This is a genomic window from Pseudomonas sp. QTF5 (assembly GCF_000512695.2).
In the GTDB taxonomy this organism is placed as follows: domain Bacteria; phylum Pseudomonadota; class Gammaproteobacteria; order Pseudomonadales; family Pseudomonadaceae; genus Aquipseudomonas.
Genome location: NZ_AZRW02000045.1, coordinates 1 through 18,033 on the forward strand (window position 1 = coordinate 1; position 18,033 = coordinate 18,033).

The 18,033-nt window shown below is 59.8% G+C and carries 19 protein-coding genes; 8 read left to right on the forward strand and 11 right to left on the reverse strand.

The genetic code is table 11. From position 1 onward, the window contains the following. Positions 1 to 157 precede the first annotated feature (157 nt). Positions 158 to 1,078 (reverse strand): zinc ABC transporter substrate-binding protein ZnuA, encoded by a 921-nt coding sequence (locus tag IC37_RS25095; RefSeq protein WP_030129663.1) that lies wholly within the window; start codon positions 1,076 to 1,078, stop codon positions 158 to 160. Between the two features lie 66 nt (positions 1,079 to 1,144). Between IC37_RS25095 and zur the strand changes: the two genes are divergently transcribed. From zur to IC37_RS25115, 4 genes are read left to right on the forward strand one after another with little or no spacing between them, the layout of a single operon-like run. After that, on the forward strand, positions 1,145 to 1,627 hold the full coding sequence (gene zur, locus IC37_RS25100) for a zinc uptake transcriptional repressor Zur (protein ID WP_008076248.1): 483 nt from the start codon (positions 1,145 to 1,147) through the stop codon (positions 1,625 to 1,627). Continuing rightward, positions 1,627 to 2,406 (forward strand): zinc ABC transporter ATP-binding protein ZnuC, encoded by a 780-nt coding sequence (gene znuC, locus IC37_RS25105; RefSeq protein ID WP_030129662.1) that lies wholly within the window; start codon positions 1,627 to 1,629, stop codon positions 2,404 to 2,406. Before zur ends, znuC begins: the two co-directional genes overlap by 1 nt. Continuing rightward, positions 2,399 to 3,187: a zinc ABC transporter permease subunit ZnuB gene (znuB, locus tag IC37_RS25110; protein ID WP_030129661.1), complete on the forward strand. Its 789-nt coding sequence runs from the start codon at positions 2,399 to 2,401 to the stop codon at positions 3,185 to 3,187. Before znuC ends, znuB begins: the two co-directional genes overlap by 8 nt. Positions 3,188 to 3,224: 37 nt before the next feature. Further along, positions 3,225 to 3,941 carry a PA5502 family lipoprotein gene (locus IC37_RS25115; RefSeq protein WP_030129660.1) on the forward strand — a complete coding sequence of 239 codons (717 nt, stop codon included), beginning with the start codon at positions 3,225 to 3,227 and terminating at the stop codon, positions 3,939 to 3,941. A 189-nt stretch (positions 3,942 to 4,130) separates the two neighbouring features. Here IC37_RS25115 and katE read toward each other — a convergent pair whose 3' ends face one another. Further along, complete coding sequence (gene katE / locus IC37_RS25120) at positions 4,131 to 6,269, reverse strand: catalase HPII (protein WP_030129659.1); 2,139 nt, start codon at positions 6,267 to 6,269, stop codon at positions 4,131 to 4,133. A gap of 265 nt (positions 6,270 to 6,534) precedes the next feature. Here katE and IC37_RS25125 point away from each other — a divergent pair, with 265 nt between their 5' ends. The 3 genes from IC37_RS25125 to IC37_RS25135 all read left to right on the forward strand — a co-directional run bounded on the left by IC37_RS25125 (position 6,535) and on the right by IC37_RS25135 (position 9,067). Beyond that, entirely contained in the window at positions 6,535 to 7,542 is a 1,008-nt protein-coding gene (locus tag IC37_RS25125) for a methionine ABC transporter ATP-binding protein (RefSeq protein ID WP_030129658.1), read from the forward strand. Further along, the gene (locus IC37_RS25130; RefSeq protein ID WP_030129657.1) at positions 7,542 to 8,216 is read left to right on the forward strand and encodes a methionine ABC transporter permease; all 675 of its coding nucleotides are present in this window, start codon (positions 7,542 to 7,544) and stop codon (positions 8,214 to 8,216) included. The genes IC37_RS25125 and IC37_RS25130 overlap by 1 nt, the downstream gene beginning before the upstream one ends. Positions 8,217 to 8,293: 77 nt before the next feature. Beyond that, positions 8,294 to 9,067 (forward strand): MetQ/NlpA family ABC transporter substrate-binding protein, encoded by a 774-nt coding sequence (locus tag IC37_RS25135; RefSeq protein ID WP_030129656.1) that lies wholly within the window; start codon positions 8,294 to 8,296, stop codon positions 9,065 to 9,067. 173 nt (positions 9,068 to 9,240) lie between these two features. Here IC37_RS25135 and IC37_RS25140 read toward each other — a convergent pair whose 3' ends face one another. The 5 genes from IC37_RS25140 to IC37_RS25160 are packed head-to-tail and all read right to left on the reverse strand — an operon-like array spanning position 9,241 to position 13,143. Then, entirely contained in the window at positions 9,241 to 9,876 is a 636-nt protein-coding gene (locus IC37_RS25140; RefSeq protein WP_030129655.1) for an SCO family protein, read from the reverse strand. Then, positions 9,873 to 10,772 (reverse strand): heme o synthase, encoded by a 900-nt coding sequence (gene cyoE, locus IC37_RS25145; protein WP_030129654.1) that lies wholly within the window; start codon positions 10,770 to 10,772, stop codon positions 9,873 to 9,875. The genes IC37_RS25140 and cyoE overlap by 4 nt, the downstream gene beginning before the upstream one ends. Further along, positions 10,760 to 11,833, reverse strand: coding sequence for a heme A synthase (locus tag IC37_RS25150; protein ID WP_030129653.1), 1,074 nt, complete (start codon positions 11,831 to 11,833; stop codon positions 10,760 to 10,762). The genes cyoE and IC37_RS25150 overlap by 13 nt, the downstream gene beginning before the upstream one ends. Positions 11,834 to 11,843: 10 nt before the next feature. Then, on the reverse strand, positions 11,844 to 12,437 hold the full coding sequence (locus IC37_RS25155) for a hypothetical protein (protein WP_030129652.1): 594 nt from the start codon (positions 12,435 to 12,437) through the stop codon (positions 11,844 to 11,846). Next, complete coding sequence (locus IC37_RS25160; RefSeq protein ID WP_030129651.1) at positions 12,403 to 13,143, reverse strand: SURF1 family protein; 741 nt, start codon at positions 13,141 to 13,143, stop codon at positions 12,403 to 12,405. The genes IC37_RS25155 and IC37_RS25160 overlap by 35 nt, the downstream gene beginning before the upstream one ends. A 70-nt stretch (positions 13,144 to 13,213) precedes the next feature. On the opposite strand from IC37_RS25160, the gene IC37_RS25165 reads away from it, so the two are divergent. Then, on the forward strand, positions 13,214 to 13,417 hold the full coding sequence (locus IC37_RS25165; RefSeq protein ID WP_030129650.1) for a twin transmembrane helix small protein: 204 nt from the start codon (positions 13,214 to 13,216) through the stop codon (positions 13,415 to 13,417). 24 nt (positions 13,418 to 13,441) lie between these two features. Here IC37_RS25165 and IC37_RS25170 read toward each other — a convergent pair whose 3' ends face one another. From IC37_RS25170 to coxB, 4 genes are all read right to left on the reverse strand, one after another. Next, entirely contained in the window at positions 13,442 to 14,329 is an 888-nt protein-coding gene (locus tag IC37_RS25170; protein WP_030129649.1) for a cytochrome c oxidase subunit 3, read from the reverse strand. A 33-nt stretch (positions 14,330 to 14,362) separates the two neighbouring features. Continuing rightward, complete coding sequence (locus IC37_RS25175) at positions 14,363 to 14,920, reverse strand: cytochrome c oxidase assembly protein (protein ID WP_030129648.1); 558 nt, start codon at positions 14,918 to 14,920, stop codon at positions 14,363 to 14,365. A 126-nt stretch (positions 14,921 to 15,046) separates the two neighbouring features. Continuing rightward, positions 15,047 to 16,639 carry a cytochrome c oxidase subunit I gene (gene ctaD / locus IC37_RS25180; protein WP_030129647.1) on the reverse strand — a complete coding sequence of 531 codons (1,593 nt, stop codon included), beginning with the start codon at positions 16,637 to 16,639 and terminating at the stop codon, positions 15,047 to 15,049. A gap of 82 nt (positions 16,640 to 16,721) precedes the next feature. Then, positions 16,722 to 17,849, reverse strand: a complete 1,128-nt coding sequence (gene coxB / locus IC37_RS25185) for a cytochrome c oxidase subunit II (protein ID WP_030129646.1) — start codon at positions 17,847 to 17,849, stop codon at positions 16,722 to 16,724. Between the last annotated feature and the right edge of the window lie 184 nt (positions 17,850 to 18,033).

Here is an 18,033-nt window from a genome sequence, read left to right on the forward strand (position 1 = left end):
AAATGAAGGCCTGCCTGACGGCAGGCCGTTACCGGCCCGCACACAAAAAATCTGACACTCTCCGGAGCAGCCCCAAATGAGTCGGTCAGGTAGACCGCATGGGAGCGCTTCGCACTCCAACGGGGGCAAGCCCCCTCGCCACAGTTCTGCGGGACGGTTACAACGACTCCAGACACCCCGCCAAATCATTCCCCAGCTTTTCCAGCAACTGCTCATACCCCTGAGCGGTCGCTGGCGTGTACCCGCCCAGTGCGTCCAGTTCCGCCAGTTTCACCGGCAGCCCGGCCACCAGGGTTTCTGCCAGGCGCGGGCGCAGCGGTGGTTCGCTGAACACGCAGGTCTTGCCGACTTCCTGCAACCGCGTGCGCATCGCTGCCACGTGCTGGGCACCGGGCTGCACTTCGGCAGCGACACTGAACACGCCGGCGTGCTTGAGGCCGTAAGCGTCTTCGAAGTAGTCGAAGGCTTCGTGGAACACGAAGTAAGGTTTGCCCGCGATGCCCGCCAGGCGGGCCTTCAGGCGCAGGTCCAAAGCATCGAGACGCTCATCGAACGCCTTGAGATTGCTCTGGTAGCGCGCCGCGTTGGCCGGATCTACAGCACTCAGATCGGTGGCCATTTTGGTAGCGATCACGCGGGCGTTGATCGGTGACAACCACAAGTGTGCATCCAGGCTGCCAGGGCGATGATCATGGTCATGCTCGTCGGCTTCTTCAGCGTGGGAGTGATTGTCTTCGGCGAAATGTCGCAGTTTCAGCCCAGGCAAATCCTGCACCGCGACGCTGGGCAACGTACGACCTTTCAGCACGCGAGGCAGGAAACCTTCCATGTCCGGGCCGATCCAGTACACCAGATCCACCGATTGCACTTTCCGTACGTCGGAAGGGCGCAAGGCGTAGTTATGAGGTGAGGCGCCGGGCGGTAGCAAGACTTCCGGAACCGCTATACCGTCCTGTACCGCAGCGGCGATCAGCTGCAGGGGCTTGATGCTGGTGAGCACTTTGACTTCGGCTTGAGCTGATCCGATCAGCAGGAAACTGGCGACAAATGCGACAAAGATAGAAAAAAGTCGGGACACGATGACCACTCGAAGAGGCGAGAACGGGTAACATAATAACGTCTCTCACAAAACTCGTCGCCGCTCATGCCTAAAACACCGATTGCCAGCCGTCCCCACGACCACTCTCATTGCGTCCATAGCGCATTGTCTGAGGCCGATGTCTTGTGCGCTCGTCAGGGGCTGCGGCTCACTGCCTTGCGCCGGCGGGTGCTGGAACTGGTCTGGCAAAGCCACAAACCGCTGGGTGCCTACGACATTCTGGCGGTGCTCAGCGAGCAGGACGGCCGCCGCGCCGCGCCTCCGACCGTGTACCGCGCGCTGGATTTCCTGCTGGAAAACGGCCTGGTGCACCGCATCTCCTCGCTGAACGCTTTCGTCGGCTGCAATCACCCGGAACATGCTCACCAGGGCCAGTTCCTGATCTGCCGCGAATGCCACGCCGCGATTGAGCTCGAACAGAAATCCATCAGCGACGCGATCATCGATAGCGCCAAAGATGTCGGATTTATCGTCGAGGCCCAGACCGTTGAAGTCATTGGTCTCTGCTCGGGTTGCCAGGGGGCTTGATGAGCAACGCGCTGATTCGCCTCGAGCAGGTGGCCGTCACCTTTGCCGGGCAAAACGTGCTGGACAACATCGAGCTGAGCGTCGAGCCGGGGCAGATCGTCACCCTGATCGGCCCCAACGGTGCCGGCAAAACCACGCTGGTACGCGCGGTGCTCGGCCTGTTGAAGCCGGACAGCGGCAGCGTGTGGCGCAAGCCGAAACTGCGGGTCGGTTACATGCCGCAAAAACTTCACGTCGATCCGACCCTGCCGCTTTCGGTGCTGCGCTTCTTGCGTCTGGTGCCGGGCGTGGATCGCACTCGGGCCTTGGCGGCCCTCAAGGAAGTCGGCGCCGAACAAGTCATCGACAGCCCCGTGCAAAGTGTTTCCGGTGGCGAAATGCAGCGGGTGCTACTGGCGCGGGCATTATTGCGCGAGCCGGAATTGCTGGTGCTCGATGAGCCGGTGCAAGGCGTCGATGTGGCCGGTCAAGCCGAGCTGTACAGTCTGATCACGCGTCTTCGTGACCGTCACGGCTGCGGCGTATTGATGGTTTCTCATGATCTGCATCTGGTGATGAGTACCACCGACCAAGTGGTGTGCCTGAACCGCCACGTCTGCTGTTCCGGGCATCCCGAGCAGGTCAGCGGCGATCCTGCGTTCGTCGAGTTGTTCGGAAAAAACGCACAAAGCCTGGCGATTTATCACCACCATCACGACCACGCCCACGACCTGCATGGCTCGGTGGTCAGCGCGGTCCCGTCGACTCACGTTCATGGAGATAGCTGCAAGCATGGCTGATTTTCTGCTTTATGCCCTGCTTGCAGGTCTGGCCCTGGCGCTGGTCGCGGGTCCGTTGGGTTCGTTCGTGGTCTGGCGGCGCATGGCCTATTTCGGCGACACCCTTTCCCACGCCGCACTGCTCGGCGTGGCGCTGGGTTTTCTGCTGGATGTCAGCCCGACCGTTGCCGTGACTGTAGGCTGCTTGTTGCTGGCGGTATTGCTGGTGACGTTGCAACAACGTCAGCCACTGGCGTCCGACACGCTTTTGGGAATTCTCGCACCGAGCACGCTCTCCCTGGGCTTGGTGGTACTAAGCTTCATGCATGAAGTGCGGATCGACCTGATGGCTTATCTGTTCGGCGACTTGCTGGCGATCAGCCCGACCGATCTGGCCTGGATTCTCGGCGGTAGCGCGGCGGTGCTGGCATTGCTGGTCACGTTGTGGCGACCTTTGCTCGCGATCACGGTGCACGAAGAATTGGCCAAAGTGGAAGGTTTGCCCGTGGCGGCTTTGCGCCTGGCCTTGATGTTGCTGATCGCTGTAGTGATCGCGGTGGCGATGAAAATCGTCGGCGTGTTGCTGATTACTTCGTTACTGATTATTCCGGCGGCTGCGGCACAGCGTCACGCCCGTTCGCCGGAGCAGATGGCACTGGGCGCGAGCCTGCTGGGCATGCTCGCGGTGTGTGGCGGGTTGGCGTTGTCCTGGTTCAAGGACACCCCGGCCGGCCCATCGATTGTGGTAACGGCCGCCGCGCTGTTTCTGCTGAGTTTTGTCCTGCCCCGTCGAGGGGTGTAGACTTGCTCGTTTTTTGCGCAAATAGAGAGTCGCAGGAATGAAGCCGTTCGCCTCCCGTTATCTGCTCCTTGTCGCATTTTCGCTGCTGCTGGGCGCTTGCCAAAGCACGCCACCGGCAGCCACCGAGGCTCCCGATGCGCGGGCCACGGCCATCGCACAGCTGGAACAAAGCCTGGCCAGCAGCGAGCTGGCCACGGCCGAAGGACAATTGGCAGCCTTGCAGGCCGAGTCACCCAACGATCAATCCCTCGAGCAATACCAGCGGCAATTGGCCGAAGCCTATTTGCTGCGTAGCCAGATCGTGTTGCAAAAAGGTGATGTGAATGCCGCGGCCACTGCCCTCAGCCGTGCCCGCGTATTGATGCCCAAGGCTCCGGCGCTGACCGGTGGCGTCAACAGCGCCATTGTTCATGCGCGCAAGGCTGAACTGGATAAAGCCGAAGCGGCACTTAAGGCTGCCGAAGCCAAACCTCAGGCCAAAGTCATCGATCCGACGGCGGAAAGCACTACGGTGGCGTTGAACCTCGCCGACATGAGCAAGCTTCGTCGTCAACTGGATGCCATCGCCGCCGATGTGGTGAATTATCAATGCGACGTGAGCATTCAGGCGCCGCGCACCCAGGATTACCCATGGCTGGCCACGCTGCTGACCAAACGGGTGAAGAAGCTGGATTCGGGGTTTGATCTGAAGCTGAAGAAGCAGATTCTGCGCAATATCCCGGCGCAGATGGTTTTGAGTCCGCGCAAGCCTTAAAAGCTTCGCGGGCAAGCCTCGCTCAGGTCCGCGCTGATTTCGAAATCGACACCAACCCTGTAGGAACGAGGCTTGCCCTAAATGCCAGTCAGTTAAGCGCAACCCATGTGGGAGCGGGCTTGCTCGCGAAAGCGGTATGTCAGGCGACNAGGCTTGCCCGCGAAGGCGCCCTTCCTAACGATAAAAATCTTAAGCCGGAACCGCCTTGGCCTTAGGCTCCCTATCCCACACCCGATGCTGACCGATCGCGGCAAAAAACGCCTGGAACAGCTTGGCATCGTTACCCACGATCAACCCCGCATCCACTTCCAGTTTCAATACATCCAGCAACTGCCTGGCCTCGCTATGCAGCGCAATTGCTTTCAAGTGCTTGTACGCCTCCAGCAGATAATGCAACGCCACGCCATCAGTGCTCAGCGCCTTGATCGACGCCGCGCCACCCGGCACGAACACTGCGTCGAATGCTACTGAAGGCAGACCTTCCATCGATGCATCCACCGGCAACGTTTTGCCATCGGCGGTTGTGACGGGGGCCGAGGTCGGGCCGAGCAGTTTGGCGTGCGCGCCTTCGGCCATCAGTGCCTGCTTCATCGCATCAATCGCCGCGCCATCTACCCCATTGGCTGCCAGAATCGCCACTTTTCGGGTTTTGATGTCCCCCGACAGCAGGTTGGCCTGGCTCAGGGCGGGGGAGTGATCCAGTGAAGTTTTACGCACCTCGACCGTTCCAGCCTTCGGTACCGGCAAGCCCAGGTTCTGCGCCACGCGTTTGGCCAGTTCCAGATCGATATTGGCGAGGATCTCATTCACCTGACGTGCACGAATAAACTCGCGTTCGACCTTGCCCAACTCAAAGCTGTAAGCCGCGATGATGTGTTCCTGTTCGTGCTTGCTCATGCTGTGGAAAAACAGCCGCGCTTGAGAGAAGTGGTCGCTGAACGACTCGCTGCGCTGACGGATTTTCGCAGCGTCGATGCGCTCCGGATAAGTCTCGAAGCCGCCGTTCTGCGCTGCCGGTGGGGTTTCCTTCGGCCAGCCACTGTCGATGGAGTTCGGCTCGTAGGAAGCGCGTCCCTTGTCGATGGTGGTGCGATGTTGGGCATCCCGTTGACCGTTGTGGAATGGCGACACCGGGCGGTTGATCGGGATCTCGTGAAAGTTCGGCCCACCGAGTCGGCTGATCTGCGTATCGGTGTAGGAAAACAACCGACCTTGCAGCAACGGGTCATTGGAGAAATCGATCCCCGGCACGATATGCCCGGGGCAGAAGGCGACCTGCTCGGTTTCGGCGAAGAAGTTGTCTGGGTTGCGGTTGAGTACCATCTTGCCTAGCGGAGTGATCGGCACCACTTCTTCAGGGATCAGTTTGGTCGGGTCGAGGATGTCGAAATCAAAGGCATGTTCGCTTTCTTCCTCGATAACCTGTACACCCAATTCCCATTCCGGGTAATCCCCCGTCTCAATGGCCTCCCAGAGATCACGACGGTGGAAGTCGGTGTCTTTACCGGCGAGCTTCTGCGCTTCATCCCACACCAGCGAGCAGGTGCCGGCAGCGGGGCGCCAGTGGAATTTGACGAAGTGCGCTTTGCCTTCGGCGTTGATCATGCGGAACGTGTGCACGCCGAAGCCCTGCATGGTGCGCAGGCTTTTGGGGATCGCCCGGTCGGACATGGTCCAGATCACCATGTGCGCGGATTCCGGCACCAGGGACACAAAGTCCCAGAAGGTGTCGTGGGCCGAGCCGCCGGTAGGAATCTCGTTGTGAGGTTCGGGTTTTACCGCGTGTACGAAGTCAGGGAACTTGATCGCATCCTGAATGAAGAACACCGGCATGTTGTTGCCCACCAGATCGAAGTTACCTTCGTCGGTGAAAAACTTTACCGCGAAACCTCGTACGTCCCGCACGGTATCGCCTGACCCGCGCGGACCTTGCACCGTGGAAAAGCGCACAAAAACCGGCGTTTTTTGGCTTGGGTCTTGTAGGAACCCGGCCTTGGTCAGTACGGAATGGGTTTCATACGCCTGGAAGTAACCATGGGCGCCGGTGCCGCGGGCATGGACGATGCGCTCGGGAATGCGTTCGTGGTCAAAGTGCGTGATCTTTTCACGCATGATGAAATCTTCCAGCAACGACGGCCCGCGGGCGCCGCCCTTCAACGTGTTCTGATTGTCCGCGACCTTCACGCCCTGGTTGGTGCGCAGGGCCTGTTCGGTGGCATCGGAGCGAAATTTTTCCAGGCTGTCGAGCTTGGCGTTGGTGTTGCTGCGGTCCAGGGTATCGGTCCCGGCCAGTGCACTTTTGGGGGCGGCAGGCTTTTTAGTACTCATCAGACGTAAACTCCTCGTTGCGATTCCCGTCGTAGCCAGGATTCAAGAGCAATTGGCCCAGGACGGCACCCAGGCATTTTCGAGTTGCTAAATCAGTGACTGATGAGGAGCTTGCGCCGTTCCTTTTTTCTGACCTTTGATCGCGTTATTGCCAAATCGCTGGATGAATGCGAAATAAATGCTAAGAACCTCTATACGGACAGGCTAAAATGCGCGCCCGGCTAACCGCTGATCCTTTTCTAACGCGCCCCACAAGGTTCGCTACGTGATCGAGTTTCAAAACGTCCATAAAACTTACCGCGTCGCCGGTAAGGATATTCCCGCCCTGCATCCGACCAGTCTGACGATTGAGAATGGTCAGGTCTTTGGCCTGATCGGCCATTCCGGCGCGGGAAAAAGTACGCTGCTGCGCCTGATCAACCGCCTGGAAGACGCCAGTGGCGGCAAGATCATCGTCGATGGTGAAGAAATCACCGCGCTGGATGCCAATAGCCTGCGGCGCTTCCGTCAGCAGGTCGGGATGATTTTCCAGCACTTCAACCTGTTGGCGTCCAAGACCGTGGCCGACAACGTCGCGCTGCCGCTGACGCTCGCTGGTGAACTGTCGCGCAGCGAGATCGACCAGCGTGTGGCGCAGTTGCTGGAGCGGGTTGGCTTGTCCGACCATGCAAAAAAATACCCGGCGCAACTGTCCGGTGGTCAGAAGCAGCGTGTCGGCATCGCCCGGGCCTTGGCAACCAAGCCGAAAATCCTGCTGTGCGATGAAGCCACCAGTGCCCTGGACCCGCAGACCACGGCGTCGGTCCTGCAACTACTGGCCGAAATCAACCGCGAGTTGAAGCTGACCATCGTCCTGATCACCCACGAAATGGACGTGATCCGTCGGGTCTGCGATCAGGTGGCGGTGATGGATGCCGGCAAGATCGTCGAGCAGGGTCCGGTGGCCGAGGTGTTCCTGCATCCCAAGCACCCGACCACCAAGCGCTTCGTGCAGGAAGACGAGCAAATCGACGAAAGCGAACAGCGCGATGACTTCGCCCACGTACCGGGGCGCATCGTTCGCCTGACCTTCCAGGGCGAAGCGACCTACGCGCCATTGCTGGGTACCGTCGCCCGGGAAACGGGCGTGGACTACAGCATCCTGGCGGGTCGCATCGATCGCATCAAAGACGTCCCTTACGGGCAATTGACCCTGGCCGTCACCGGTGGCGACATGGAAGCGGCGTTTGCTCACTTCACCGCAGCTGACGTCCACATGGAGGTGCTGCGCTGATGGAAGTCCTGATGAGTTTCTTTTCCAATATCGACTGGTACGAAATCTGGCTGGCTACCTGCGACACCCTGCTGATGCTCGGCGGTTCTCTGTTGTTCACCGTGCTGTTGGGTCTGCCGCTGGGCGTGTTGTTGTTCCTGTGCAGCCCGCGCCAGTTGCTGGAAGCCAAAGGCGTCTACGCGATGTTGTCGCTGATGGTGAACATTCTGCGTTCGCTGCCGTTCATCATTTTGCTGATCGTGATGATTCCGTTCACGGTGTTGATCACTGGCACCTCCTTGGGTGTCGCCGGTGCGATTCCACCCTTGGTGGTGGGCGCCACGCCGTTCTTCGCGCGATTGGTGGAAACCGCTTTGCGTGAAGTGGATCGCGGCATCATCGAGGCGACCCAAGCCATGGGTGCGACGACACGTCAGATCATCACCAATGCCTTGCTGCCGGAAGCCCGCCCGGGCATCTTCGCGGCGATTACGGTGACAGCGATTACACTGGTGTCCTACACGGCAATGGCCGGTGTGGTCGGCGCTGGCGGCCTGGGCGACCTGGCGATCCGTTTCGGTTACCAGCGTTTCCAGACGGATGTGATGGTTGTGACGGTGGTGTTGCTGCTGATGCTGGTTCAAGTGCTGCAAACCGTTGGCGACAAATTGGTTGTCCATTTCTCACGCAAATAAACAGTTCACGTAACCAAGACATGAGCCGGCCATTCGCTGGCAGGCGCCAAACGGGCGCCTCACAAGGAGTTAGCTGAATGAAAAAACTACTCGTCGCGTTCGCTGCCGTTGCAGCCTTTTCCGCACACGCTGCCGACACCCTGACCGTCGCGGCCACCCCGGTGCCTCACGCGGAAATCCTCGAGTTCGTTAAACCGGCCCTGGCCAAAGAAGGCGTGGACCTGAAGGTTAAAGTCTTCACCGACTACATCCAGCCGAACGTACAGGTGGCCGAGAAGCGTCTGGACGCCAACTTCTTCCAGCACCAGCCGTACCTGGATGAGTTCAACAAGGCCAAGGGCACTAACCTCGTCAGCGTTGCCGGTGTGCACCTGGAGCCGCTGGGCGCTTACTCCAGCAAGTACAAAACGCTGACCGAGCTGCCGGGCGGCGCCAACGTGGTGATCCCGAACGACGCTACCAACGGCGGTCGTGCGCTGTTGCTGCTGGCGAAGGCTGGCCTGATCAAGTTGAAGGATTCGAACAACATCCTGTCGACCGTGAAGGACATCACCGAGAACACCAAGGACCTGAAATTCCGTGAACTGGAAGCCGCGACCATCCCGCGCGTGCTGACTCAGGTCGACCTGGCGCTGATCAACACCAACTACGCGCTGGAAGCCAAGCTTGATCCGTCCAAGGACGCGCTGGTCATCGAAGGCAACGACTCGCCATACGTGAACATCCTCGTTGCCCGTCCGGACGACAAAAACAGCGCCGCGATGCAGAAACTGGTTGCTGCCCTGCACAGCCCGGAAGTGAAAGCCTTCATTCTCGAGAAGTACAAAGGCGCGGTATTGCCGGCGTTCTGATCAGATGATCTAAACGAAAAAAGGGGCGCAATCACTGCGCCCCTTTTTTTGTGCCTGAAACACCGTACCTGTGGGAGCGGGCTTGCTCGCGAAGAGGTCATAACATCCAACATCAATGTTGACTGTTACACCGCTTTCGCGAGCAAGCCCGCTCCCACAGGTTATTGTGTTGGTTATTCGCGCTTGAGCATCACCGGCAACTGCGCCACCAGCTTCTGGTTGTTCAACGGTGCACGAATGAACCCGCGCTGCGTCCCGTCCGGCCCGATCACCGCAAGGTTGCCGCTGTGGTCGACGGTGTAATTAGGCTTGCTAGTGTCCGCCGGAATAAACGGAATGCTCACCGCATTGGCCAGTTTCTGAAGGTCTTCGACCGAGGACGCAGTCAGCCCGATGAACTGCGGATCGAAGTAGCCCAGGTATTGCTTGAGTTGCTTGGGTGTGTCGCGATTCGGGTCGACGCTGACCAGAACGATCTGCAACTTGTCCACCGAATCCGCTGGTAGTTCGCTTTTGATCTGCCGCAGCTGTGCGAGGGTGGTCGGGCAGATGTCCGGGCAGAAGGTGTAGCCGAAGAACAGCAAACTCCACTTGCCTTTGAGCTCGTTGACCGCCACTGGCTTACCGTCCTGATCGGTCATCTTCACGTCCGGCAGGTTACGGCTTTGGGGCAACAGGATGATCCCCGCATCGATCAGTGCCGTCGGGTCGCCCTGGTTTTTCCCGGTCAGTACTTTATTGATAGTCAGGCCCAGGATCAGCGCGATCAAGGCGACGAGAATGAAGACGGTTTTCTGGGTTCGGGTCATAGGATCAACAGTAAGTAGTGGTCTACGAGCAGCGCGATAAACAGCAGGAACAAGTAGTAGATAGAGTACTTGAACGTGTTGATCGCCGCGTGCGGCCGAGTGCCACGGTACAGCACCACGGCCCATTGCAGAAACCTCGCGCCCAGTGCGAGGGCACACATCAGGTAGAGGACGCCGCTCATGTGGATCACGTAGGGCATCAGGCTGACGGCCAGCAAGGCAAAGGTATAAAGCAGGATGTGGACTTTGGTGTAGTGCTCGCCATGGGTCACCGGCAGCATCGGAATGTCAGCCTTGGCGTATTCCTCCTTGCGGTGAATCGCCAGCGCCCAGAAGTGCGGCGGGGTCCAGGCGAAGATGATCAGTACCAGCAGCAACGGTTCGGCACTGACATGACCCGTGGCGGCGGTCCAGCCGAGCAGCGGCGGGGCCGCACCAGCGAGGCCGCCGATGACGATGTTCTGCGGCGTCGCGCGTTTGAGAAAACCGGTATAAACCACCGCATAACCGAGCAAGGACGCGAGGGTCAGCCATGCCGTCAACGGGTTGGTGAAGGCCAGCAGCAAGGCCTGGCCGGTCAGCGCCAGGACCAGCGCAAACGTCAACGCCGCCGTTGGAGATACCCGACCTTCGGCCAAGGGCCGCTTGTAAGTCCGGGCCATGACGGCGTCGATGCGCCGATCCACCACATGGTTGACCGCCGCCGCACCGCCGGCACACAAGGCAATCCCCAGATTGCCGAACACCAGCACCGTCCACGGCACCCCGGCACGGGTCGCGAGAAACATGCCGACCAGCGAGGTGATCAGCATCAGCACCACCACTTTGGGCTTGGTCAGCTCCAGGTAATCCCGCCAGATGGCCTGACTGTGACGTTCGCCGATCAGAATCGCCATGGCATCTCTCCTTTTATTGTTATGGGCCCGGCTGAATGTTTACGTGGGCTGAAGCGCCAGCGTGTCGGCTGCTTGACCCGAACCAGACTGGTCCGCGCGTGGTAATTGACCAGCACCATCGTCAGCAACAGCGCCGCGCCCCCCGCGTTGTGCGCGACAGCCACCGGCAGAGGTAGATGAAACAGCACGTTGCTGATGCCCAGGGTGATTTGTGCGGCAAGGGCGATCAGCACCATGGCAGCCAGGCGCGTCATGCCGACGACCTTCAGTTGCCAGGCCAGACCGAGCAGCACAAGGGTGACCAGTAACGCGCCGATGCGGTGAGTCAGGTGAATCGCGGTGCGGGCATCGCTGTCCAGTTGCCCGCCCAGGTAATTGGGGCCGATGTGTTGGGTCAGGTGAAAGCCGTTGGCGAAATCAGCCGGTGGCAGCCATTGCCCGTGGCAAGTCGGAAAATCGATGCAGGCCACCGCCGCGTAATTGGAACTGACCCAGCCGCCGAGGGCTATCTGCCCGATCACCAGCAACAACCCGGCGGTCGCCCAGTGCTGCAAACGTCGAGGCACGGTCAGCGCCGGCAACACGCCGGACAGGCGCAAGGTCAGCAGAAACAACAGGCTCAAGGTCGCAAAGCCGCCCAGCAAATGCCCGGTGACCACTTGCGGCCAGAGCTTGAGCGTCACCGTCCACATGCCGAACGCCGCTTGGGCGAACACCACCGCCAGCACAAACAACGGTAATTTCACTGGCTGCCCCGGGTGATGACGATGGGTCCAGGCGCGGCCCGCCAGCACCGTGATCAACAGCCCCAATGTGCCGGCGAAGTAGCGGTGAAGCATCTCGTTCCAGCCTTTGTGGGCTTCTACCGGCGTATCGGGAAAATGCAGTTCGGCATGAGCCAGTTGGGCTTCGCTGTTCGGCACGCTGATAAAACCGTAGCAGCCGGGCCAGTCCGGACAGCCGAGGCCGGCGTGGGTCAGGCGCGTGTAGGCGCCGAGCAACACCACAATCAGTGCCAGCAAGGTGGCAAACAGCGCGAGGCGAAATCCAGGTTTGGCCATGACGATGCCCTTATCCGATGTTCGACAGTTTCAGCAAATGGCGCAGGTCGTTGAGCAGGTCCTTGCCCTTCACCGTCGGGTCGTAGCGCAGCACCAGATTGCCGTGAGGGTCGATGATCCACAGGTGCGGCGTGTCATTGCTCTGAGCGCCTTTGATGTAGGTCGGCGGGTCCAGCGAATAGCGCTGCAACTGCGGGTACTCGCGTTGAAGTTTAGTCGCGTAATCGCTGTTCAGTGGCTGCGCGATGGCCAGCGCATGGCTGGCGCGGGAGGCATCGCGACCGAGGCCGATCTGGATCTGCCGCGCCAGATACACCAGCTGCTGGCAGTCCACCGAACAGTCCTTGGGCGCTGTCACCAGCAATTGCCAACGGTCTTCTTGTGCCTGCACGCCGATGTCGGCGCGGGTCTGGCCGTTGCCGATCAGTTCACCGTGATAACTGCGGCCATCGGGCACCCAGAACTGCAATTTGTACATGCCGGTGGCGAGGATCATCGGACCCACCACTCCCAATACGATCAGTAACAACTGCAAGCGCCCGCGCCGACGATTTACCGGCGTTTTGGCCTCAGACATGCCGGGTGGATTCATGGCCGCTCCCATTATTGTTCTCCTTTGCGTTGTGCCATCCGAGATAGAGGTAAAGGCCGAGCAGGGCAATCGACAGGGCAAACCACTGCACGGCATAAGCCAGATGTTTTTCCGGCCCCATGACCACCACCGGCCAATCGGCCTGGTAGGTCGCGGGGCCGCTTTGCGCGCGTAATTCATAGGCGAAACCGTCACGGTCAAGCGCCGCCCAGAGCCTGGCCGGCTCAACGGCGGTGATCAGTTGTGGCCAGGTCGTGGCGTTTGGGTCGGCGTGCAATTGGAACGTTGCACCGGGGGAGACGTAGACCCAGGCGTCGAGGCTCAATGCCTGGGTCGGGGTGGTGAATGACGGCGGTGTGCGCCGATCCGGCCACGGCAACCAGCCGCGATTGACCAGCAGCCAGAGCCCGGTCGCCTGATCCTGGAATGGTTGCAGCAGTTCGACCCCGACCTTGCCGTCGCGCTGACGGTTGTCCAGCAGCAGGCTGTGTTCGGCATCGAACTGGCCGTGCAGGCGAACCCGGCGGAAGGCTGGATTTTCGGTGTGTTGCAGTTCGGTGCTGGCCATCGGTTCGGCCGCCCGGCGTTCGGCATAGCTTTGCAGCAGTGCGCTTTTCTCCGCGCCCCGGCTCAACTGCCAGAACCCGAGTGACACCAGCAAAGGCAGCAGCATCGCGACCACCAGGGTCGGCACGAGGCCCGGCCGGAAGCGCTTCATGGCGTCGCCAGAAAGTCGGTAGTCGCGATAGCTATACTCAAATGCATCGCCTGTCCCCCGGAGTGTCACCATGCTCAAAGCAGCCATCGTCCTGATGCTGATTGCCACGGTTGTCAGCCTGTTCAGCGGCCTGTTTTTTCTGGTCAAGGACGACAGCCACTCGAATCGCCTGGTCATCGCCTTGAGTGTTCGTGTTGCGCTGGCCGCCACCACTGTCGGCTTGATTGCCTGGGGTTTTTTCAGCGGCCAGTTGGTGTCTCACGTGCCTTGGTAGCTGTAGGAGCGAGCAAGCTCGCTCCTACAGCACGTAGACGAAAACGAACAGACCGATCCACACCACATCCACGAAGTGCCAGTACCAGCTCGCCGCCTCGAAGCCGAATTGATGGTCGGCATCGAAGTGCCCGCGCATGACCCGCATCAGCATCACGAACAGAATGATGGTGCCCATGGTCACGTGGGCACCGTGGAAACCGGTGAGCATGAAGAACGTTGCACCGTAGATGCCGGAACCCAGAGTCAGGCCCAGTTCGTGGTAAGCGTGGATGTACTCTTCCGCCTGGAAACCGAGGAACGCGCAACCGAGCAACACGGTCAGCGCCAGCCAGATTTTCAATGCGCCGCGATGGCCCTTCTTCAAGGCGTGGTGAGCGATGGTCACGGTGACGCTGGAACTCACCAGCAGCACGGTATTGAGCAGCGGCAGACCCCAGGGGCTGATGACTTCCTTGGGTGGAGGAAAGAGTTTCGGGTCCGGGTTGTTCAGCAGCGGCCAGGTGAATTCAAACGTTGGCCACAGCATGTGAGCGAGGCCTTTGGTGCCTTCACCGCCCAGTGCCGGGCCCGTGATGTTGCGCACATAAAACAGCGCACCGAAAAAGGCGATGAAGAACATCACCTCGGAGAAAATGAACCAGCTCATGCCCCAGCGGAACGAGCGGTCCATCTGTGCGCTATACAACCCTTGGCGACTTTCCTTGATCACCGTACCGAACCAGCCGAACAGCATGTAGGCCAGCAGCAGGCCGCCGACAAAAAAGATCAGCGGGCCGTGGGATTCCGGCCGCGCAGCCTTCAGGTCGTTGAACCAGGTGCCCAGGCCGAACACCGTGACGAACATGCCGACCGTGGCGATAATCGGCCATTTGCTTTGGGCTGGAACGTAATAATGTTCGTGAGTTGCCATTTATTGTTCTCCTTATCGGGCACGCTTTAACGTCTAGCCGCCGGTGCTTGCTGCAACAGCCACGGGCGGATGACGTGCGGTGATATCGAACAGCGTGTAGGACAGCGTCAAGTGCTTCACATCCTTGGGCATGTCGCGGTCAACAATGAACCGTACCGGCATCTCGATGCGTTGACCGGGCTGCAGCACTTGCTGGGTAAAGCAGAAACATTCGGTCTTGTGGAAGTACGCTGCGGCTGCGCTGGGCGCGATGCTCGGCACTGCCTGAGCGCTCATCGGGCGATCGGTCGGGTTGTGGGCGATAAAAATCATCTCGTTCACCGCCCCCGGGTGAGCGGTCAGCTCATCACTCTTGGGATAGAAATCCCAGGTCATGTCGGCGGAGTTGGTCGACAGAAACTGCACGCGAACCTGCCGCGAGGCGTCGACTGTTTGCTCGCCTTCATACTGCCCGGAGGTTTTGCCGTTGATGCCGAACGCCTTGCACATCACGTCGTAGATCGGCACCAGGGCAAAGCCGAAGACAAACATCGCCACCACCACCAGCAACAGGCGGGTGACCAGTTTCTTCATCGAAATCGAATCAGCCACGATGCAAGCCCTCCACATTGAACCCTGTGGGAGCGGGCTTGCTCGCGAAGAACGATGACGCGGTCCGTCTACCAGACCGCGGCGCCTGCTTCGCGAGCAAGCCCGCTCCCACAAAGGCTAGAGCGTTCATTTCACTTCCGGCGGTGTGGTGAAGGTGTGATACGGCGCCGGCGACGGAATGCTCCATTCCAGGCCTTCTGCCCCATCCCACGGTTTGGCCGGTGCCGGCTCACCGCCACGAATGGTCTTGATCACGATGAACAGGAAGAAGATCTGCGTGGCACCAAACATGAACGCACCGATCGACGACACCATGTTGAAGTCGGCGAATTGCAGGTTGTAGTCCGGAATCCGCCGCGGCATGCCCGCCAGGCCCACGAAGTGCATCGGAAAAAACGCCAGGTTCATGCCGATGAACGAGAGCCAGAAGTGCAGCTTGCCGAGGGTTTCGTCGTACATGTGGCCAGTCCATTTCGGCATCCAGTAGTAGGCCGAGGCGAAGATCCCGAAGATCGCCCCCGGCACCAGCACGTAGTGGAAGTGCGCGACCACGAAGTAGGTGTCCTGGTACTGGAAATCCGCCGGGGCGATGGCCAGCATCAACCCGGAGAACCCCCCAATGGAGAACAGGATGACGAACGCCACGGCGAACAGCATCGGCGTCTCGAAGGTCAGCGAGCCTTGCCACATGGTGCTGGCCCAGTTGAACACCTTGACCCCGGTGGGCACCGCGATCAGCAGCGTGGCGTACATGAAGAACAACTCGCCCACCAGCGGAATGCCGACCACGAACATGTGGTGCGCCCAGACGATGAACGACAGGAACGCAATACTCGCCGTGGCGTAGACCATCGAGGTGTAGCCGAACAATGGCTTGCGCGAAAAGGCCGGAATGATCGAGCTGACGGCACCGAAGGCCGGCAGGATCATGATGTACACCTCGGGGTGACCGAAGAACCAGAACACATGCTGGAACAATACCGGGTCACCGCCACCGGCGGCACTGAAGAAGCTGGTGCCGAAGTGAATGTCCATCAGCATCATGGTCACGCAGCCGGCCAGTACCGGCATCACCGCGATCAGCAGGAATGCGGTGATCAGCCAGGTCCAGACGAACAGCGGCATTTTCATCAACGTCATGCCGGGCGCGCGCAGGTTGAGGATGGTCGCGATTACGTTGATCGCGCCCATGATCGAACTGATCCCCATCAAGTGGATGGCGAAGATGAAGAACGTCACGCTTTCCGGTGCGTAGGTCGTCGACAGCGGTGCATAGAAGGTCCAGCCGAAGTTCGGCCCGCCACCGGGGGTGAACAGGGTCGATACCAGCAGCAGGAACGCTGCCGGCAACAGCCAGAAGCTGAAGTTGTTCATCCGCGGCAGGGCCATGTCCGGCGCGCCGATCATCAACGGGATCATCCAGTTGGCGAGGCCGACGAAGGCCGGCATCACCGCACCGAAGACCATCACCAGGCCGTGCATGGTGGTCATCTGGTTGAAGAATTCCGGCTGGACGATTTGCAGTCCCGGCTGGAACAGTTCGGCCCGGATCACCATGGCGAACGAGCCGCCCAGCAGGAACATGGAGAACGCGAACCACAGGTACAGCGTGCCGATATCCTTATGGTTGGTGGTCAGCACCCAGCGCATCAGGCCTTTGGCGGGGCCGTGGGCGTGGGCGGTGCCGGTATGAACATGGTCATCGACTACAACTGTCATGGCCTGTCTCCTGCAAACGGATGGGCTGGGCGGGCCGGGGCGTCATGTCCCGAGCGGTTCCTTACGTACGCAATAAACCGGGTCATTGGCTTTCCGCCTGTTTCAGCTCCAGCACTTCTTTAGGGGTGACCATGTCGCCTTTGCTGTTGCCCCAGGCGTTACGTTCGTAGGTCACGACCGCTGCGATATCGACTTCAGACAGCTGTTTGCCGAACGCCGCCATGGAGGTGCCGGGCTTGCCGTGGAAGACGATGTTCAGGTGATCCTTGATCGGCCCGGTGGCGATTTTCGAGCCCTTGAGTGCCGGGAACATCGGCGGCAGGCCCTGGCCTTCAGCCTGGTGACAGGCCACGCAAGCGGTGTGATAGACCTTGTCGCCGCGCTCCTTGAGCTCATCGAGGGTCCATTCCTTGCTGGTCAGCTCTTTGAGCTGCGCAGCTTCTGCCTTGCGCTCGCCCAGCCAGGTTTCGTAATCGGCCTTTTCCTTGACCTCGACCACGATCGGCATGAAGCCGTGATCCTTGCCGCACAGCTCGGCGCACTGGCCACGGTAGATGCCGGGCTTTTCGACACGGGTCCAGGACTCATTGACGAAGCCCGGAATCGCATCGCGCTTGACCGCGAAGGCCGGCACCCACCAGGAGTGGATGACGTCGGCGGAGGTCACCAGAAAGCGCACCTTGGCACCGATCGGCAGCACCAACGGCTTGTCGACCTCCAACAGGTAATGCTCGCCCTTGGCTTCCTTGTTGTGGATCTGATCGGCGGGGGTGTTCAGGTTGCTGAAGAATTCGACGTCCTGACCCAGGTATTTGTAGTGCCACTTCCACTGGTAGCCGGTGACCTGGATATCGATATCCGGCTCAGTGTTGTCGTACATCTTGATCAGGGTGGCGGTTGCGGGGACCGCCATGGCCACCAGAATAAGCAGGGGCACGATGGTCCAGAGAATTTCGACGGTGGTGCTTTCATGAAATTTGGCGGCCACCTGCCCGGTAGAGCGGCGGTGGACCATCATCGACCAGAACATGGCGCCGAAGACGATGATGCCGATCACTACACAGATCCAGAAAATGGTCATGTGCAGATCGAATACTGCGTGACTGATTTCAGTCGCTCCAGGCGCCATATTCACAGTCCAGGCCGCTTGCGCCTGACTGAAAATCGACCACAACAGGAGGCCCATCCAGACATGTGGATGTCGCATCATTGCGGGTTCCCCTTATAGTTCTTTTTATCCCGCCGGCTTTCACCTGCGGCAAGGGAGCGGCTTTTTCAGACTACGAACTTGAATCGCCGAGCCTTGCTGCATATGCAGTCGGGCGTCATCAGCTAACTCCATTCAGAACCGAGTATAGACAGCGACTGCCACCTCGCAACGCGATGGCGTAAAT

Excerpts from the sequence above, each read along its gene's own strand:
- zur (WP_008076248.1), top strand. The coding sequence starts at position 1,145 with ATGCCTAAAACACCGATTGCCAGCCGTCCCCACGACCACTCTCATTGC.
- znuC (WP_030129662.1), top strand. The coding sequence starts at position 1,627 with ATGAGCAACGCGCTGATTCGCCTCGAGCAGGTGGCCGTCACCTTTGCC.
- znuB (WP_030129661.1), top strand. The coding sequence starts at position 2,399 with ATGGCTGATTTTCTGCTTTATGCCCTGCTTGCAGGTCTGGCCCTGGCG.
- IC37_RS25115 (WP_030129660.1), top strand. The coding sequence starts at position 3,225 with ATGAAGCCGTTCGCCTCCCGTTATCTGCTCCTTGTCGCATTTTCGCTG.
- katE (WP_030129659.1), bottom strand. The coding sequence starts at position 6,269 with ATGAGTACTAAAAAGCCTGCCGCCCCCAAAAGTGCACTGGCCGGGACC.
- IC37_RS25130 (WP_030129657.1), top strand. The coding sequence starts at position 7,542 with ATGGAAGTCCTGATGAGTTTCTTTTCCAATATCGACTGGTACGAAATC.
- IC37_RS25135 (WP_030129656.1), top strand. The coding sequence starts at position 8,294 with ATGAAAAAACTACTCGTCGCGTTCGCTGCCGTTGCAGCCTTTTCCGCA.
- IC37_RS25140 (WP_030129655.1), bottom strand. The coding sequence starts at position 9,876 with ATGACCCGAACCCAGAAAACCGTCTTCATTCTCGTCGCCTTGATCGCG.
- cyoE (WP_030129654.1), bottom strand. The coding sequence starts at position 10,772 with ATGGCGATTCTGATCGGCGAACGTCACAGTCAGGCCATCTGGCGGGAT.
- IC37_RS25150 (WP_030129653.1), bottom strand. The coding sequence starts at position 11,833 with ATGGCCAAACCTGGATTTCGCCTCGCGCTGTTTGCCACCTTGCTGGCA.
- IC37_RS25155 (WP_030129652.1), bottom strand. The coding sequence starts at position 12,437 with ATGGGAGCGGCCATGAATCCACCCGGCATGTCTGAGGCCAAAACGCCG.
- IC37_RS25160 (WP_030129651.1), bottom strand. The coding sequence starts at position 13,143 with ATGAAGCGCTTCCGGCCGGGCCTCGTGCCGACCCTGGTGGTCGCGATG.
- IC37_RS25165 (WP_030129650.1), top strand. The coding sequence starts at position 13,214 with ATGCTCAAAGCAGCCATCGTCCTGATGCTGATTGCCACGGTTGTCAGC.
- IC37_RS25170 (WP_030129649.1), bottom strand. The coding sequence starts at position 14,329 with ATGGCAACTCACGAACATTATTACGTTCCAGCCCAAAGCAAATGGCCG.
- ctaD (WP_030129647.1), bottom strand. The coding sequence starts at position 16,639 with ATGACAGTTGTAGTCGATGACCATGTTCATACCGGCACCGCCCACGCC.
- coxB (WP_030129646.1), bottom strand. The coding sequence starts at position 17,849 with ATGATGCGACATCCACATGTCTGGATGGGCCTCCTGTTGTGGTCGATT.